The sequence below is a fragment of the Actinomycetota bacterium genome (genome assembly GCA_004297305.1).
Lineage (GTDB): Bacteria > Actinomycetota > Actinomycetes > S36-B12 > FW305-bin1 > FW305-bin1.
In genome coordinates, this window is record SCTR01000005.1 from 154,926 (window position 1) to 171,600 (window position 16,675).

At 71.6% G+C, this 16,675-nt stretch carries 14 protein-coding genes; 1 reads left to right on the forward strand and 13 read right to left on the reverse strand.

All coding sequences use genetic code 11. The annotated features are described in order from the left end of the window. Positions 1–111 precede the first annotated feature (111 nt). The 10 genes from EPO13_02365 to EPO13_02410 all read right to left on the reverse strand — a co-directional run bounded on the left by EPO13_02365 (position 112) and on the right by EPO13_02410 (position 11,964). The gene (locus EPO13_02365) at positions 112–771 is read right to left on the reverse strand and encodes a threonylcarbamoyl-AMP synthase (protein TAK70728.1); all 660 of its coding nucleotides are present in this window, start codon (positions 769–771) and stop codon (positions 112–114) included. Next, a complete protein-coding gene (locus EPO13_02370) occupies positions 764–1,756 on the reverse strand; it encodes a peptide chain release factor N(5)-glutamine methyltransferase (protein ID TAK70729.1) in 993 nt (330 codons plus the stop codon). The genes EPO13_02365 and EPO13_02370 overlap by 8 nt, the downstream gene beginning before the upstream one ends. Further along, positions 1,753–2,832, reverse strand: a complete 1,080-nt coding sequence (prfA, locus tag EPO13_02375; GenBank protein TAK70730.1) for a peptide chain release factor 1 — start codon at positions 2,830–2,832, stop codon at positions 1,753–1,755. The genes EPO13_02370 and prfA overlap by 4 nt, the downstream gene beginning before the upstream one ends. Before the next feature lie 69 nt (positions 2,833–2,901). Further along, positions 2,902–3,129, reverse strand: a complete 228-nt coding sequence (rpmE, locus tag EPO13_02380; GenBank protein ID TAK70731.1) for a 50S ribosomal protein L31 — start codon at positions 3,127–3,129, stop codon at positions 2,902–2,904. 121 nt (positions 3,130–3,250) lie between these two features. Next, a complete protein-coding gene (locus tag EPO13_02385; protein ID TAK70810.1) occupies positions 3,251–4,993 on the reverse strand; it encodes a transcription termination factor Rho in 1,743 nt (580 codons plus the stop codon). A 492-nt stretch (positions 4,994–5,485) separates the two neighbouring features. After that, positions 5,486–6,415: a homoserine kinase gene (locus EPO13_02390; GenBank protein TAK70732.1), complete on the reverse strand. Its 930-nt coding sequence runs from the start codon at positions 6,413–6,415 to the stop codon at positions 5,486–5,488. Beyond that, complete coding sequence (locus EPO13_02395) at positions 6,408–7,481, reverse strand: threonine synthase (protein TAK70733.1); 1,074 nt, start codon at positions 7,479–7,481, stop codon at positions 6,408–6,410. Before EPO13_02395 ends, EPO13_02390 begins: the two co-directional genes overlap by 8 nt. Before the next feature lie 10 nt (positions 7,482–7,491). Further along, on the reverse strand, positions 7,492–8,805 hold the full coding sequence (locus EPO13_02400) for a homoserine dehydrogenase (GenBank protein ID TAK70734.1): 1,314 nt from the start codon (positions 8,803–8,805) through the stop codon (positions 7,492–7,494). Between the two features lie 73 nt (positions 8,806–8,878). Next, positions 8,879–10,285, reverse strand: coding sequence for a diaminopimelate decarboxylase (gene lysA, locus EPO13_02405; protein ID TAK70735.1), 1,407 nt, complete (start codon positions 10,283–10,285; stop codon positions 8,879–8,881). A 20-nt stretch (positions 10,286–10,305) separates the two neighbouring features. Next, positions 10,306–11,964, reverse strand: a complete 1,659-nt coding sequence (locus tag EPO13_02410) for an arginine--tRNA ligase (protein ID TAK70736.1) — start codon at positions 11,962–11,964, stop codon at positions 10,306–10,308. Positions 11,965–12,042: 78 nt separating this feature from the next. Between EPO13_02410 and EPO13_02415 the strand changes: the two genes are divergently transcribed. After that, positions 12,043–13,110 (forward strand): oxidoreductase, encoded by a 1,068-nt coding sequence (locus EPO13_02415; GenBank protein TAK70737.1) that lies wholly within the window; start codon positions 12,043–12,045, stop codon positions 13,108–13,110. Here the strand turns inward: EPO13_02415 and EPO13_02420 are convergent. The 3 genes from EPO13_02420 to EPO13_02430 are packed head-to-tail and all read right to left on the reverse strand — an operon-like array spanning position 13,091 to position 16,481. Then, positions 13,091–13,945, reverse strand: a complete 855-nt coding sequence (locus EPO13_02420; GenBank protein ID TAK70738.1) for a transglutaminase family protein — start codon at positions 13,943–13,945, stop codon at positions 13,091–13,093. The genes EPO13_02415 and EPO13_02420 overlap by 20 nt on opposite strands. Continuing rightward, entirely contained in the window at positions 13,945–14,850 is a 906-nt protein-coding gene (locus EPO13_02425) for an alpha-E domain-containing protein (GenBank protein ID TAK70739.1), read from the reverse strand. The genes EPO13_02420 and EPO13_02425 overlap by 1 nt, the downstream gene beginning before the upstream one ends. Continuing rightward, entirely contained in the window at positions 14,844–16,481 is a 1,638-nt protein-coding gene (locus EPO13_02430) for a circularly permuted type 2 ATP-grasp protein (GenBank protein TAK70740.1), read from the reverse strand. Before EPO13_02430 ends, EPO13_02425 begins: the two co-directional genes overlap by 7 nt. Between the last annotated feature and the right edge of the window lie 194 nt (positions 16,482–16,675).

A 16,675-nucleotide genomic window follows, 5' to 3' on the forward strand; every position in this document is an offset into this window, starting at 1 on the left:
GGTGCGGCGTCCGGGCCGTGACGACCCGCGGCGACCGACAAGTGGCCGGTCGCGCCGACGGCCGAGTCTACCGGCGCGACCGGGATCGCCCCGCTGATCGGCACACCCGTCTCAGCCCGACACGTCCTGCAGCGTCGGGACGACCTCGCGCAGCAGGTCGATGGCGAACGGGCCGGGTCGCAGCAGCCGGGGCTCGGGCCCGGTGACGTCGACGACGGCGCTGCCGCCCCCGGGAAGCGCCGGACCGCCGTCGAGATAGACCTCGACCGCGGTGTCCAGCTGTTCGCGTGCCTGCGCCATCGTGGTCGGTACCGGAAGGCCAGCGCGGTTGGCGCCGGTCACGGCGAGCGGGCCGGTGCGGGCGAGCAATTCCAGCGCCACCGGGTGCAACGGCATCCGCAGCGACACCGTGCGGCCGTCGCCCACGGCCCAGTCGAGACTGGGCTGCTGCAGGGCGACGAGCGTCAGCGGACCGGGCCAGAACGCTGTCATCAGCGCGTGCGCCGCAGGCCGCAGGCCGCTCGCCAGGGCCTCCGCGCCGGCGAGCGTGCCGACCAGCACCGGCACGGGCAGGTCGCGGCCGCGGGCCTTCGCCGTACGCAACCGTCGCAGACCGGCGGCAGTGAAGGCGTCGGTGGCCAGGCCGTAGGCGACGTCGGTGGGCACGACCGCCAGACCGCCGGCCCGCACGACCGATGCGGCCGCCTGCAGGCCCCGCTCCCGCTCACCGGGAACCGCGCAGTCGAAGGTGCGCGAGCGGGAGTCAGGCACGGGTGGCGACCGTGAAGCGCGGCCGGCGGTTCAGGTCGGCGCGGTCGACGACGCGTGACCAGACCGGTTGCCCCGGCAGGCCGTGCTGCGCCAGCGCCAGCTCGTCGTCGACCACCATGGCGCGCAGCAGTCCGGGGACGCCGGACAGCTTCGCCGCCTCACCTTGCTCGTCGCCGTGTTCGAGCACGAAGCTGCCGCCGGCCGGCAGCAGCAACGCTGCAGTCCGCGCGATCCCCCGCACGGTGTCCAGGCCGTCCGGCCCGCCGTACAGCGCCGCGGCCGGGTCGTGGTCGCGGACCTCGGGATCCCGCGGGACGGCGTGGTCGGGAATGTAGGGCGGGTTCGACACCACCACGTCGACCCGACCGCACAGCCCGGACAGCGGGCCACCGGGGTCGGCCGCGGTCGTGGCATCGGCCTGGTGCAGCTGCACCTGCGAGCCGCTCACGGTGAGATCACCGGCCAGTTCCGCCACGTTGCGTCGCGCCCACGCCATCGCTGCCGGGTCCCGTTCCACGGCGTGCACGACGACGTCGCGGCGCTCGACGGCCAGCGACAGCGCCAGCGCCCCCGAGCCGGTGCCCAGGTCCACCGCGACGCCGCCGACGGGCAGCAGCCGCAGGGCGGTCTCGGCCACCAGTTCGGTCTCGGGGCGGGGAATGAACACGCCGGCCCCCACCCGCAGTTCGATACGGCGGAAGGCGGCCACCCCGAGCAGGTGCTGCAACGGCACCCGGGCCGCCCGGGCGATCAGCAGCTGCTCGAGCCGGACACGTTCGGCGTCGCCGAGGCGATCCTGCAGCCGCAGCCGCAACCGCGGCACGCCGATCACGTGGGCCGCCAGTGCCGCGGCGTCGTACGACGGCGACGGAACGCCGGCCCGGGCCAGCCGCTGCTCGGCGTCCACGAGGACGTCGCGCAGCGATTCGCGGCCACCGCGGGTGCTGCCACCGGGACGCGCGGTGGCGTCGAAACTGGCCGTCATGACACCGCGCCGGCAGCGCCCACACGGGCCGCCGCATCGGCCTGCAGCAGCGCGCTGATCACCGCGTCCAGGTCGCCGTCGAGCACCTGGTCGAGGTTGTGAGCCTTGTAGCCGACCCGATGGTCGGAGATGCGGTTCTCCGGAAAGTTGTACGTCCGGACCCGTTCGCTGCGGTCGACGGTACGCACCTGGGACCGCCGTACGTCCGCGGCCTGCTGGGCGGCCTCGGATTCGGCCAGCGCCAACAGCCGGGCACGCAGGATGCGCAGGGCCTGGTCCTTGTTCTGCAACTGGGACTTCTCGTTCTGGCACGAGACCACGATGCCGGTCGGCAGATGGGTGATCCGCACCGCCGAGTCCGTGGTGTTGACGCTCTGGCCACCGGGTCCACTGGAACGGAACACGTCGATCCGCAGTTCGGCCGGGTCGACCGACACGTCGAGTTCCTCGGCCTCGGGCAGGACGAGCACCCCGGCGGCGGACGTATGGATGCGGCCCTGCGACTCGGTCACCGGAACCCGTTGCACCCGATGGACTCCGGCCTCGAACTTCAGCTGCGCGTATGGCGAACTCCCCACGCCCGCACCGGCCTTGGCCTTCACCGCGACCGCGACGTCCTTGTAGCCGCCCAGATCGGACGGCTCAGCCTCGATGATCTCGGTACGCCAGCCGTGGCGCTCGGCGTACCGCAGGTACATCCGCAGCAGGTCACCGGCGAACAGTGCCGACTCCTCGCCCCCCTCGCCGGCCTTGATCTCGAGGATGACGTCCTTGTCGTCCAGCGGATCACGCGGCGCCAGCAGGGCCGTCAGGTCCTCCTGGAGATGCTCGCGGCCGGCGCGCAGCTGGGCGGCCTCGGCAGCGAACGAGGGATCGTCGGCGGCGAGCTCGGCAGCGGCCTGCTCGTCATCGAGCGCCCGTTGCCAGTCCCGGTAGGCCTGCACCACCGGACGAACCGCCGCGTAGCGGCGGCCGACCTCACCTGCCTGCCGCGGATCGCCGTGCAGGGCCGGATCGGCGAGTCTGGCCTCGAGGTCGGCCAACTCGGTGACCCACTCTTCGCACGCCTCGAACACCGCAGCCCCTCCCGGACGCACCACCGCGCCCGAGTCGTCCCGGCGCGGACCTCCCGCGGACCCGGGCAGCTACTTGCCGGCGTCCGCGGCGGCCTTCGTGCCGAAGCGCTTCTCGAACTTCGCGACGCGGCCGCCGGTGTCGAGGATCTTCTGCTTGCCGGTGTAGAACGGGTGGCACTGCGAACACACATCCGCGTGGATGGTCCCGTTGCGCGCGGTGCTGCGCGTGGTGAACGTCGCCCCGCAGGTACAGGTGACGGTCGTCTCGCCGTACGCCGGATGAATGTCGGGCTTCATGAGGACTCCTTGTCGGCGGTCCGGGTCGTGGGTCGGTGAGCCACGTGAACCGGACCTGTCCCGGCCGAACCGGGACCGGCCCCGGAGTATTCCATCGGGGACCGGCCCGGCCAAACCGGCGTCAGTCCCCCGCGGTCGGTGCCGTCTTCTGGACCTGCAGCAGGAACTCGTAGTTGCTCTTGGTGTCACGCAGCCGGGTCAGCAGCAGTTCGATCGCCTGCTGGGAGTCCAGCGCGTGCAGCACCCGGCGCAGCGTCCAGACGATCTTGAGCTCCTCGGAGGACATCAGCAGCTCCTCCTTGCGGGTCCCGGACGGGTCGACGTCGACTGCCGGGAAGATCCGCTTGTCAGCAAGGCGCCGGTCGAGCTTGAGCTCCATGTTGCCGGTGCCCTTGAACTCCTCGAAGATCACCTCGTCCATCCGCGAGCCGGTCTCCACGAGCGCGGTGGCCAGGATCGTCAGCGAACCGCCGTTCTCGATGTTGCGGGCCGCGCCGAAGAACTTCTTCGGCGGGTACAGCGCCGCGGAGTCGACACCACCGGACAGGATCCGGCCGGACGCCGGCGCAGCGAGGTTGTATGCCCGGCCCAGCCGGGTCATCGAGTCCAGCAGCACCACGACGTCGTGGCCCAGCTCGACCAACCGCTTGGCGCGCTCGATCGCGAGTTCGGCCACCGACGTGTGGTCTTCGGCCGGACGGTCGAAGGTGGAGGCGATGACCTCACCCTTGACCGACCGCTGCATGTCGGTGACCTCTTCGGGCCGTTCGTCGACCAGCACCACCATGAGATGGCATTCGGGATTGTTCCGGGTGATCGCATTGGCGATCGCCTGCAGGACCATCGTCTTGCCGGCCTTCGGCGGTGACACGATCAGGCCGCGCTGCCCCTTGCCGATCGGCGCCACCATGTCGATGACCCGCGTGGTGAGGTTGCCCGGTTCGGTCTCCAGCCGCAGCCTCGACTGCGGATACAACGGCGTGAGCTTGCCGAACTCGGGGCGGTGCCGCGCCTGGTCCGGATCGGCCGCGTTCACCGTGTCGATGCGGACCAACGGGTTGAACTTCTCTCGCCGCTGTTCGCCCTCGCGTGGCTGCCGGATCGCTCCGGTGATGGCGTCGCCCTTGCGCAATCCGTAGCGCTTCACCATCGACAGCGAGACATAGACGTCGTTGGACGCCGGCAGGTAGCCGGACGTCCGAACGAACGCGTAGTTGTCCAGGACGTCGAGGATGCCGGCGACCGGCTGCAGCACCTCGTCGTCACCGACCTCGGGCTCGGCGTCGTTGTACGGCCGGGTCCCGGAGCCGGTGGCAGGACGGTCGCGGCGGTCGCGGAAGCGATCGCGGCTGCGGCGACGGCGGCGGCGGCCGCCTCGTTCGTCGTCGTCCTCACGCGAGCCGCCGTCCCGGTTCCCGTCGTACCGAGCCTGGTCCGGGCGGGACGACTCCGACCCGGCGGAGTTGTCCGACCGGTTCTGGTTCTCGCCCCGGTTCTGGTTGGACCGGTTCCGGTCTGATCGCGCCTCGTCGGTCCGGGTCCCGGCCTGGTCACCTCGGGGCTGGTCGCCTCGGGGCTGGTCGCTGGGCTGGTCGGCACGCGAGGTGTCGGTTCGTGGCGGACTTGCCGGCGGCAGTTCGCCGGCCGACGCGGCCGCCGTCGTGGTCGCGGCCGGGGCAGCCGTCTCCGCGGCGTCGCGACGAGGTGCCCGTTCGCGACGGGGTGAACTCTGGCCGGCCGCGGGGCCAGCAGGGGCGCCGGCCTGCATCGCCGAGATCGCGTTGAGCAGGTCGCCCTTGCGCATCCCGCTGGAGCCGGCGATTCCGAGCTGGGCGCCCAGCGCCTTGAGTTCGGGAAGCAGCATCGCCGACAGGCCCGATCCGGACTTGCGGCGTCGTGGCGCCTCGCCCGTGGCCGTGTCGGAGATGGTGGTGTCAGTCACTCGGTTTCCTTCCGAGTCGGATCTCGTCTCCCGTATCAGGTCGCACGGGAGACGTCGGTCGGCGGCCCGACTGGGCCGCACATCGCTCCGGGACGAGGACCGGGGGCACGAGCGCGATCCACCCGAGGTGGTGCGGCTTCGTGCCTTCCGTGACCGTGTCGAACGAGGGGTCAGCCACCTGACGCGACGGGAGTCGTGACGTTCAGGGGGCGGGCGCTGCGCGCTCGGCGCGGGCGAGCCCGGCGAATGTGGAGCTGCCGGGACGAACCTGCGCTGCCCTGGAGCAGGCTGACCATAACACCTGCCGGCCGCGGATGCTGCGCTGCCCCGGCGGCGGGTCGCGGTACGGCGGCAGCGCGGTACGGCGGCCGGCGATCGCTCGCTGCGGTCAACCGGCGCTGCGCGGACCCGCGCTCACCCGGCAACGGCCCGGGCGCCGTCGTGGTCGATCTCGGTGACGATCGCCTGGAAGGGGCCCCGGCCGATCAGCGCAGCCGCCCGACCGGCCGTGTCCGGGGAGGCCAGCACCAAGACAGCCGGTCCGGCGCCGGAGACGACGGCCGGCAGGCCGCTGTCGCGCAGCGCTCGGACCAGCGCCAGCGACTCGGGCATGGCCGGCCCACGTTGCCGCTGGTGGAGCCGGTCCTCGGTCGCCGCGAACAGCAACGACGGGTCCCGGCCGAGGGCGTGCACCAGCAGCGCGGCCCGGCCGGCGTTGAACGCTGCATCGGCGTGTGGCACAGCCTCGGGCAACAGCCCTCGGGCGGTCGTCGTCGGCAGGTCGTGGCCGGGAATCGCCACCACCGGCCGGACGTCGGGATGGACCGCCGCCACCGCGGCGTGGGCGCGCGTGGTCGGCCCTGCCGTGTCCGTCCAGGCGATGGTGAAGCCCCCCAGCAGCGCGGCAGCGACGTTGTCCGGGTGCCCTTCCAGTTCGGTGGCCAGGTCGAGGATCCGCTCGACCGGCAGGCGATCGGCACCGAGGAGTTCCCGCGCCGCGACCAGTCCCCCCACGATCGCCGCTGCCGACGAGCCGAGGCCGCGGCGATGCGGGATACCGTTGCGGCAGTGCAACTCCAGCCCGGTCCAGGTCGCCCCGGCGGCCCGTAGACCGCGGCACAGGGCGGCCGCCACGAGGTGGTCGGCGTCACTGGGCAGCTCGTCGGCGCCTTCGCCGGCGACGCTCACCCGCACGCCGGGCACGACGGAATGGCGGACGCTGTAGTGGTCGGCCAAGCCGACGGCGAGTCCGAGGGAATCGAAGCCCGGGCCGAGGTTCGCGCTGGTCGCCGGGACCCGGACCTCGGCGGTGCGACCCTCGGCCAACCCGGTCGGGTCAGCCATCGAGGCCGAGCGCCGCCGCGGCGGCAGGCAGGTCGGCGTCGACCACCACCGGGTCGCGTGCACCCGCCAGGGCCCAATGCGGGTCCTTCAACCCGTTGCCGGTCAACGTGATCGCGATGCGCTGGCCGGGGTCGAGTTCGCCCCGGCCGTGCACCGCCAGCAGCCCGGCAACGCCGGCCGCGCTGGCCGGCTCGCAGAAGACGCCCTCGCGGGCGGCCAGCAGCCGGTACGCGGTGAGGATCTCGTCGTCGGTCACCGCCTCGATCCGGCCCCCGCTGTCGTCGCGGGCGGCGAGCGCGAGTTCCCACGACGCCGGGTTGCCGATCCGGATAGCCGTCGCGATCGTCTCGGGCATCGCCACCGGCTCGCCTCGGACGATGGGCGCGGCCCCGGCCGCCTGGAAACCCCACAGCTGTGGGCGTCGGCTGGCCGGACCGGAGTCGGCGTACTCGGTGTAACCGCGCCAGTATGCGGCGATGTTGCCGGCATTCCCGACCGGCAGCAGATGCACGTCCGGGGCGTCGCCGAGGGCGTCCACGATCTCGAACGCCGCGGTCTTCTGCCCTTCGATCCGAACCGGGTTGACGCTGTTGACCAACACGACCGGGTAGGAGTCGGCGAGGTCGCGGGCCAACCGCAGGCAGTCGTCGAAGTTGCCCCGGATCTGCAGCAGCGTCGCGCCGTGCACCACGGCCTGCGCGAGCTTGCCCATCGCGATCTTGCCCTCGGGCACCAGGACCGCACCGACCATGCCCGCCCGGACCGCGTACGCCGCTGCACTGGCGCTGGTGTTGCCGGTCGAGGCGCAGATCACCGCCTGCGCACCTGCCTGTGCCGCAACGGAGATCGCCATGGTCATGCCCCGGTCCTTGAAGGATCCGGTGGGATTTGCTCCCTCGACCTTGAGCCAGACGTCGCATCGGGTCAACTCGGACAGATGCGCGGCGTGGACCAGCGGCGTACCGCCCTCCCCCAGGCTGACGACCGGAGTCTCGGCGGTGACGGGCAACCGGTCGCGGTACTCGGCGATGATTCCCCGCCACTGCCGGGCGGCTGCGACCTGCACCTGGCTCACCTCACGACCCCGTCTCGCCCTCGACCCGCATGACGCCTACCACGTTGCGTACCACCGGCAAGGTCCGCAACGCGTCGACCGTCGCCCGCAGCGCCGCGTCGCTCGCCACATGGGTGCGCACCACCAGGCCGGCGTCGTCGCCGAGGCCGTCCTGCCGCACGGTCTGGATGCTGACCCCCCGCTCGGCAAACGCCGCCGCGATCGTGGCGAGCACGCCGGGACGGTCTGCCACATCGAGGTTCACGTAGTACCGCGTCCTGGCCTCGCCGACGGCGAGCACCTCGAGATCGGCGTACGTCGACGACCTCGGGCCGAGGCTGCCGGCCACCTTGTGCCGGGCGACTGCGACGAGATCGCCGAGGACAGCGGATGCCGTCGGCGCCCCCCCGGCACCCCGGCCGTAGAACATCACCTGCCCCGCGGCGTCCGCCTCGACGAAGACGGCGTTGAACGCGTCGCGGACGCTGGCCAGCGGATGGGACCGGGGCACCATCGCGGGGTGGACCCGGACACACACCCCGCGCTCGTCGGCGGCAAGTTCGGCCACGGCCAACAACTTGATGACGAAACCCATGTCGCGGGCCGCGGCGATGTCCGCCGGGGTCACCGCCGAGATGCCTTCCCGGTGCACGTCGGCCATCGTCACGCGGGTATGGAAGGCCAGACTGGCCAGGATCGCCGCCTTCGCCGCGGCGTCGTAGCCCTCGACATCCGCACTGGGATCGGGCTTCTCGGCATAACCGAGGTCCTGCGCCTGGGCGAGAACCGTGGCGTAGTCCGCACCCTCCTCGTCCATCTTGGTGAGGATGAAGTTGGTGGTGCCGTTGACGATTCCCAGGACGCGACGGACCCGGTCACCGGCCAGCGAGTCGCGCAGCGGCCGCAACAACGGGATCGCCCCGGCGACGCTGGCCTCGTAGTACAGGTCGACGCCGTACTTCTCCGCCGCGGCGTGCAGCGTCCCGCCGTCCTCCGCCAGCAGCGCCTTGTTGGCGGTGACCACGCTGGACCCGGCTGCCATCGCCGAGAGCAGCAGGTCGCGCGCCGGGTCCAGGCCACCCATCACTTCGACGACCAGGTCCGCTCCGCTGGCCGCCAGCGTCGCGGCATCGGTGGTGAGCAGCGCCGGGTCGATACCGGGCCGGGGACGGTCGGCGTCACGAACGGCGACGCCGGACAGCACCAACGGTGCACCCACGCGCGCGGCCAGGTCGTCGGCGTGCGCGGTCAGCAGCCGCGCCACCTCGGAACCCACGACGCCGGCGCCGAGCAGGGCGACCGTCAGCGGGCGCGGGCTGGCCAGGGATCCGGTCATGGTCGGGCAAGCCTGTCAGACATCGGCCAGCGGACGGGAACCGGGCGAACTCCGAAGCGGCGGGCCGGCGCCGCTAGAGGCCGGCGTCCAGGCCGAGGACCTCGTCGATCGTCTCGCGGCGCAGCACCGTGGTGTGCTGCCCGTCGCGGACGGCCACGACTGCCGGCCGGGGGGTCAGGTTGTACGACGATGCCATCGCGCGGCAGTACGCCCCCGTCGCGGCAACGGCCACCAGGTCACCGCGTCGCACGTCGGCCGGCAGCCAGGCATCCCGCACCACGATGTCGCCGCTCTCGCAGTGCTTACCGACCACCCGGCACTGCATCGCCGGCTGCGTGGACACCCGGCCGGCCAGCACCACCGTGTAGTCGGCGTCGTACAGCGCCGTCCGGATGTTGTCGCTCATCCCGCCGTCGACCGAGACGTAGGTCCGGGTCTCACCGTGGCCCAGGTCCACCGGCTTGACGACGCCCACCTCGTACACGGTGATGCCGGCCGGCCCGATGAGCGCCCGGCCCGGTTCGACGGCCAGCCGGGGTAACGGCAGCTGCGCTGCCTCGCATTCGCGCCGGACGATGTCGCGCAGGGCTGCGGCCATCTCCGCCACGTCGATCGGGTCGTCACCGTCGACGTACGCGATCCCCATGCCGCCGCCGAGATTCAGCTCGCCGACCGCCACGTCGGCGTCGCGGAGCGCCGCGGCCAGCCCGACGACCCGGTGGGCGCTCACCTCGAAGCCGGCCGGCTCGAAGATCTGAGATCCGATGTGGGAGTGCAGGCCCACCAGTTGCAGACCCTCCGCCGCCGCGACCCGGTGCGCGGCGCGCAGCGCGTCGCCGGAGGCCAGGGAGAAGCCGAACTTCTGGTCCTCGTGAGCGGTCGCGATGTACTCGTGCGTATGGGCTTCGACCCCCACGGTGACCCGGACGAGGACGCCGGCAACGGTACGGCGGGCCAACGCGAGGCTGTCCAGCAGCTCGATCTCGTCGAACGAGTCCACGACGATCCGGCCGACGCCGACTTCCAGCGCACGGTCGAGCTCGACGGCGGACTTGTTGTTGCCGTGGAACAGGATCTGCGGTGCGGCGACCCCGGAGCGCAGCGCGAGTTCGAGCTCGCCGAGCGTGCACACGTCGATGCGCAGCCCCTCCGCGGCGACCCACCGGGCCACCCCGGCAGCAAGAAAGGCCTTGGCCGCGTAGTACACATCGGCCGGCAGCTGCGGGTCGTCATACGCCGCGCGGTAGCGGCCGGCACGAGCGCGGAAATCCGCTTCGTCCAGGACGAACAGCGGGGTCTGGTAGGCCGCCGCCAACTCGTCGACGCCGACACCGCCCAGCGTGAGGATGCCCGCCGCATCCCGGCCCGCGGTGAGCGGCCAGATCAGCGGGTCGAGCCGGTCGAGGTCGTGCGGCGGCCGCAGCGGGTGCCCGGCCGGGACCACGTCGCCGTGCCGAGGACCGGCAGGATGGGCACGCATGGGCCGGAGGCTACTCGGGCTCACATCCGGTCGGGCGCCTGCACACCGCACAGCGCCAGCCCGTTGGCCAGCACCTGGCGCGCGGCGGCGCACAACCACAAGCGGGCGATATGGCGGTCGGCCACCGGCTCGTCGCCCAGCGGCAGGACGCGGCACGAGTCGTAGAAACGGTGGTACGCCGTCGCCAGATCCTCCAGGTAGCGCGCGACCCGGTGCGGTTCGCGCAGTTCGGCTGCCGTCGCGACGGTGCGCGGCAGGCCGGCGATGGCTCCCAGGAGGTCGGATTCTCGTTCGTGATCGAGCCTTGCCGGATCGAAAGGCGCTGCCCGCCAGTCGATGCCGAGATCGGCGGCATTCCGCAGGACCGAGCTGATCCGGGCGTGGGCGTACTGGACGTAGAACACTGGATTGTCGTTGGTCCGCTGCTTGAGCAGGTCCAGGTCGAGAGTGAGCGGCGAGTCGGCCGGGTAGCGGATCAGGCTGTAGCGCGCGGCGTCGACACCGACCTCGTCGACGAGGTCCTCCAGGGTGACGATATTGCCGGCACGCTTGGACAGTTTGACCTCCTGCCCGCCCTTCATCATCTTGACCAGTTGGCCGATCAACACCTCGATGGTCCGGTCCGGGTCGTCGCCGGCGCACGCGGCCACGGCGCGCAGCCGGTTGACGTAGCCGTGGTGGTCGGCACCCAGCAGGTACACGCAGCGGTCGAAACCACGCGAACGCTTGTCGACGTAGTAGGCGGTGTCGGAGGCGAAATAGGTCAGTTCGCCGTCCGCCTTGACCAGAACGCGGTCCTTGTCGTCGCCGAAGTCGGTGGTGCGCAGCCAGATCGCGCCGTCGGCACTGAACACGTGTCCCTGTTCGCGTAGCCGCGCGAGCCCCCGCTCCACCGCGCCGCTGGTGTGCAGCTCCCGCTCGGAGGTCCAGACGTCGAAATGGGTCCGGAACTGCTCGAGCACCTCCCGGTGCTCAGCCAGTTGCCGCTGGTACGCCGCCTCCCGGTAGGCGAGCAGCCGCTCGTCCTCGGGCAGGTCGGCGAACTGCGGATGGGCGGTGACGATGTCGGCGGCCAGGTCGGCGACATAGGCACCGTGGTAGCCGTCGTCGGGCACCGGGCGGCCGGCCGCGACTGCGGCAACGGACGCCCCGAACCGGTCCAGCTGCACCCCGCGGTCGTTGATGTAGAACTCGCGGGTCACCTGCGCACCGGCCGCGGCCAACACGCGGCCGATGGCGTCTCCGACTGCCGCCCAGCGGGTATGGCCCAGGTGCAGCGGACCGGTGGGGTTCGCTGAGATGAATTCGAGGTTCACCGTCGTGCCGGCCAGGGACGTGCTGCCACCGTACGAGTCACCGGCCAGCACGACCGTGCGCGCAAGCTCGCCGGCTGCGGCCGAGTCCAGAGTGAGGTTGATGAAGCCGGGCCCGGCGACCTCCGCAGCGGCGATGCCGGGCAGCCGCGCCAGTCCGGTGGCGACGAGGGCGGCGAGATCACGCGGCGGCTGACCGGCGGCCTTCGCCAGCGTCATCGCCACGTTGGTGGCCCACTCGCCGTGCTCCCGACCACGCGACCGGGTCACCTGGACCTCGTCCGGTACCGACACCGAGATCGTCCCGGCGGCGACGAGTCCGGCGATGACCTCACGCGTCGCGGCCGCGATCTCCTCCGGTGTCATGTGACCGGATCCTACGGTGGCGGCCACGGTCCCCCGGCCGACGATTCCCCGCGGGGATCGGTCGTGCTAGGCAGGACCATGACCGACGACCTGCGGGTTGCCCTGCTCGGCTACGGCCTGGCCGGCCGCGTCTTCCACCGGCCGCTGATCGCCGCGACACCAGGCCTCCGGCTGACCACGGTGGTCAGCGCAGACCCGACCCGGACCGCGCAGGCCAAGGCCGACACGGCCGGCATCAGGGTGGTCCCCGACACCGAGACGCTGTTCGCCGGACGGCTCGACGTCGACCTGGTGGTGGTCGCCTCGGCCAACGCCGCCCACGTCGCTCAAGCGCGGCTCGCGATCGAGCACCGCCTGCCCGTCGTCGTCGACAAGCCGATGGCGCCCGACGCTCCGACGGCGCGGGACCTGGCCGACCGAGCGGAGGCCGCCGGCGTACCGCTGATCACCTTTCACAACCGGCGGTGGGACGGGGACCTGCTGACCGTGGCGGCACTGCTGCGCGACGACCGGCTGGGGCGGGTGCACCGGTTGGAGTCGCGGTTCGAACGCTGGCGCCCGGTGCCTCGCGACACGTGGCGGGAGAACGGGCCGCCGGAGGCCTTGCCCGGCGTGCTGTTCGACCTGGCCCCGCACCTGGTCGACCAGGCACAGGTGCTTCTCGGGCCGGTGACGTCGGTCTATGCGGAGGCCCGCACGGTGCGCCCCGGTTCGCGAGCGCACGACGACGCCTTCCTCGCCCTGACCCACCGCAGCGGCGCGGTGAGTCATCTGTGGTGTTCGGCGGCCGCCGCCGCCCAGGGGCCACGTTTCCGGGTGCTCGGTGACAGCGGCGGCTATCTGAAGTACGGGCTGGACCACCAGGAGCAGCAACTGCGCACCGGAGCCGATCCTGCCGCCCCCGGCTGGGGTATCGAACCTCCCGAGACCTGGGGGCGGCTGCTCCCCGGTGCCGGCGGGGACGGCGTACCGGTGCCGACCGCGGCCGGGGCATGGCCGCAGTTCTACGCCGCCGTCGAACGCTGCGTGCGCCACAATGGGGCCAATCCCGTTCCGCCGCAGGACGTCATCGCGACGACGGCAGTGATCGACGCAGCTCGGGCGTCCGCGGCCAGCGGCGGCGTCGTCAGCGTGGCAACTGGGTGATCTCCACCGACACGCCGAGGGCTTCCGACCTGCCGCCGGCGTAGATGCCCTTCAACGGCGGGACGTCGTTGTAGTCACGCCCTCGCGCGACCGTGACATGGGCCTCGGCGACGTCACGCCGGTTCGTCGGATCGAAGGCCTCCCAGCCGCCGTCCCAGACCTCCAGCCACGAGTGGCTCTCGCCGACGACCGTCTCACCGACCGCGTCGTCCTCGTGGTGCAGGTAGCCGCTGACGTACCGCGCCGGGATACCGACCGCCCGCAGCAGCGACAACGCGGCATGGGTGAAGTCCTGGCAGACACCGTGTCCGACCGTCCACGCCTCATGAGCCGTGGTGAGCACGGTCGTGACGCCCGGGGTGTAGGTGAGCCGATCGTCGACCGCGCCCAGCGCGGCATCGACGGCCTCGCGGGGCGTGGGCAGCGCACGCAGCTCCGCTACCAGGTCCGACCGGTCCGGGTCCGCCGCAGCGTCGTCGACGTACGACGTCGTCGTCAGGAACTCGCACCACCGGTCGATCACTCCCGTGGCAGCCAGCTCGCCCCAACTCAGTCCGGGGGCTTCGCGGTGCCGCGACACGGTATCCACGGTCGAGGTCGACACGACCTCGAGTTCTCGATGCGGCGTGTGCGCGTCGAACGACTCGACCAGCGCGCCCCAATAGTCGACGTACATCTGCACCGGGGAACGCGGCAGGACAGCAAGTTCGTGGGAGATCAGCACCTGGCCCTCGCCGTCCTGCGGCGTCATCCGAACCTCGTTGAACGACGCGGCGACCGAGGTCGCGTAGCGATATCCGGTGCGATGGCTCACCCGCAGCCGCCTGCCCGGCATCAGTGGCTCCACACGATCGTGCCGGCCTGCCGGAAGAAGCCCGAACTCACCACGTCCGAGGCCCGCTCGATGGCGACCTGCGCGTGCTCGGCGAGTCCGTCGATCTCCGCCGGACCGGGATCGACGGTGTACTCCAGCAACGAGCGCAGCATTCCCACCTCGCGCAGCAGATCCCCACCGTCGGTCGAACCCGCCCGTTCGAGGCCGCGGACCGCTTCTTCGGCGTCGTGCGCAGCCACCCGCATCGAACGCGGGAAGGTCCCATCGACGACCAGGAAGGCGCGTACGGCATTGCCCTGCAGCGGGTTACGGGTCCGGAGGAAGGCCGACAGCGCCCCGGCTGCGCGCAACGTGGCGACGGGTCCGCTCTGCGGCCACAACTGATCGTGCCGGACGCAGAGCATCCGCGCGGTCATGTCGATCCGTTCCAGCGAGCGGCCCAGCGCCAGGAACAGATACCCCTCGTCGCGCGACATGGTCCACTCGATGACGCCGTGCACCACCAGCAGCCGGTCGAGCACTCGGTACAACGCGACCCCGGGGCTGGCGGCGAACGCCGTACCCCGGGTCAGCGCCAGGTGAGTGGCGTTGAGCGCCTCGAACACGTCGCCGGACAAGGCATCCCGGATCGCACGGGCGTTCTCCCGCGCGGCGGTCACCGAGCCGGTGATGGTCGCCGGCTCCGTCGGCCCACCGACGAGCGCGCGCACCAGCGCGGTGCCGGTGTTGACGTCGACGTGCGGCATCGACAACGCGTCGAGCAGGACCGCGCACGCCACGTCCTCGTTGACGGTGCGGTCCTCGACGAGCAGCTGATGGTGCTCGGCCAGCAGTCGGGCGGTCGCCTCCGCGCGCTCGACGTACCGGCCGATCCAGAAGAACGACTCGGCGATCCGGCTCAGCATCGGCTCGACCCTTCGGCCGGGTCGCCCTGCTGTTGCTGTTGTCCCTCTTGCTGTCGCAGTCGTTCGTCGAGCGGGACGGGCGCGTGCGCCCGGGCGACCACGGACGCCGACACCCGCTCCACCCGCGGGACCGGTGCGGGAACCGGACGACCACCCGGCAGGGCGTCGTCCTCGAGGACCCAGGTGTCCTTGGAACCGCCACCCTGACTGGAGTTGACGACCAGGGAACCCTCGGGCAGCGCGACCCGGGTCAGTCCGCCGGGCAATACGAAGATGTGCTCGCCGTCGTTGACCGCGAACGGTCGCAGGTCCACATGCCGCGGGACGAGGCGCCCACCGTCGACGGCGGTCGGACAGGTCGAGAAGGTCACGATCGGCTGGGCGATCCAGTTACGAGGATCCGCGGTGATCCGCTTGGCGGCGGCAGCCAGTTCGATCTCGGTAGCCCGCGATCCGATGATCAGGCCGTAGCCGCCGGAGCCGTCGGTCGGCTTGATCACCATGCGGTCCAGTCGATCCAGCACGTGGGCGAGCTGATCGGGATCCTGCAGGTTGTACGTCGTCACGTTGGGCAGGATCGGCGCCTCGTCGAGGTAGTACGCGATGAGATCGGGAACGTACGGGTAGACCGCCTTGTCGTCGGCCACACCGTTGCCCACCGCGTTGGCGATCGTGACCCGTCCCGCCCGCGCGGCGTTGAGCAAGCCCGGTACGCCCAGCAGCGAGTCCGGCCGGAAATGGACCGGATCGAGGAACTCGTCGTCGATGCGACGGTAGATGACATGGACCGGTTGCGGCCCGTTCGTCGTACGCAACCAGACCTGATCGTCGCGGCAGAACAGATCGCGCCCTTCGACCAGCTCCACGCCCATCCGGCGGGCGAGGAAGGCGTGTTCGTAGTGCGCTGCGTTGTGGACGCCGGGGGTCAGCACGGCGATGGTGGGGTCGTCGATGCCCGCCGGAGCCGCCGCCTGCAATGCCTCCAACAGCCGTTCCGGGTACGCATCGACCGGACGCACCCGGTGCCCGCCGAACACCTCGGGGATGACGTGCGCCAGCGTGCGGCGGTTCTCCAGGACGTACGACACCCCGCTCGGGTTGCGCAGGTTGTCCTCGAGGACCAGGAACTCGCCACGTTCGTCGCGGATGAGGTCGATGCCGGCGATGTGGATCCGGACCCCGTTGGGGGGCGCGATGCCCCAGGCATCGCGGTGGAAGTGCGTCGAACTGGTCACCAGCCGGCGCGGCACGATCCCGTCGGCGAGCACCTCGCCCGGCCCGTAGATGTCGGCCAGGAAGGCCTCGAGCGCTCTGATCCGTTGGGCCACACCACTTTCGACTCGACGCCACTCTTCGGCGGTGATGATCCGCGGCACCAGGTCCAGCGGCAGCGGCCGCTCCCGTCCCGACAGGGTGAACGTGATGCCCTGCCGGTCCAGGTAGGCGTCACGCAGATTGGCGCGCTCGGCGAGGTCGTCGGGTCCGATGCCGTCGAGCGCGCGGGCCAGCGCGTCGTGAGCCGGTCGCACCGGCCCGGGCGTGCCGTCGGGCGCGGCCTGGTACATCTCGTCGTACGGCCGAGGAGGACCAGCCGGGGTGGGGACGATCCCGGGTTCGGTCACCGCAGTCATCCCACCCCCAGGCGTCAGTACGTCGGGCGTGCCCGGGGGCACCCTGCCGTTGTAGGGGAACAGCGTTTCGCGGGCTTTTCGTGGTGGTTACGGCTGTGTGCCGGCGGCTCGGCCTTCACGACCGGGCCGTTGGGGCGAACCGTGCGACGAGCGTAGTGCGCCAGAGCGATCTTGTCGCTGGTTCAGCTCGACCC

What these genes read in the sequence shown, in the direction of transcription:
- EPO13_02370 (TAK70729.1), bottom strand. Translation starts at nt 1,756, where the DNA reads ATGACGGCCAGTTTCGACGCCACCGCGCGTCCCGGTGGCAGCACCCGC.
- rpmE (TAK70731.1), bottom strand. Translation starts at nt 3,129, where the DNA reads ATGAAGCCCGACATTCATCCGGCGTACGGCGAGACGACCGTCACCTGT.
- EPO13_02385 (TAK70810.1), bottom strand. Translation starts at nt 4,993, where the DNA reads ATGCTGCTTCCCGAACTCAAGGCGCTGGGCGCCCAGCTCGGAATCGCC.
- EPO13_02390 (TAK70732.1), bottom strand. Translation starts at nt 6,415, where the DNA reads ATGGCTGACCCGACCGGGTTGGCCGAGGGTCGCACCGCCGAGGTCCGG.
- EPO13_02400 (TAK70734.1), bottom strand. Translation starts at nt 8,805, where the DNA reads ATGACCGGATCCCTGGCCAGCCCGCGCCCGCTGACGGTCGCCCTGCTC.
- lysA (TAK70735.1), bottom strand. Translation starts at nt 10,285, where the DNA reads ATGCGTGCCCATCCTGCCGGTCCTCGGCACGGCGACGTGGTCCCGGCC.
- EPO13_02410 (TAK70736.1), bottom strand. Translation starts at nt 11,964, where the DNA reads ATGACACCGGAGGAGATCGCGGCCGCGACGCGTGAGGTCATCGCCGGA.
- EPO13_02415 (TAK70737.1), top strand. Translation starts at nt 12,043, where the DNA reads ATGACCGACGACCTGCGGGTTGCCCTGCTCGGCTACGGCCTGGCCGGC.
- EPO13_02420 (TAK70738.1), bottom strand. Translation starts at nt 13,945, where the DNA reads ATGCCGGGCAGGCGGCTGCGGGTGAGCCATCGCACCGGATATCGCTAC.
- EPO13_02425 (TAK70739.1), bottom strand. Translation starts at nt 14,850, where the DNA reads ATGCTGAGCCGGATCGCCGAGTCGTTCTTCTGGATCGGCCGGTACGTC.
- EPO13_02430 (TAK70740.1), bottom strand. Translation starts at nt 16,481, where the DNA reads ATGACTGCGGTGACCGAACCCGGGATCGTCCCCACCCCGGCTGGTCCT.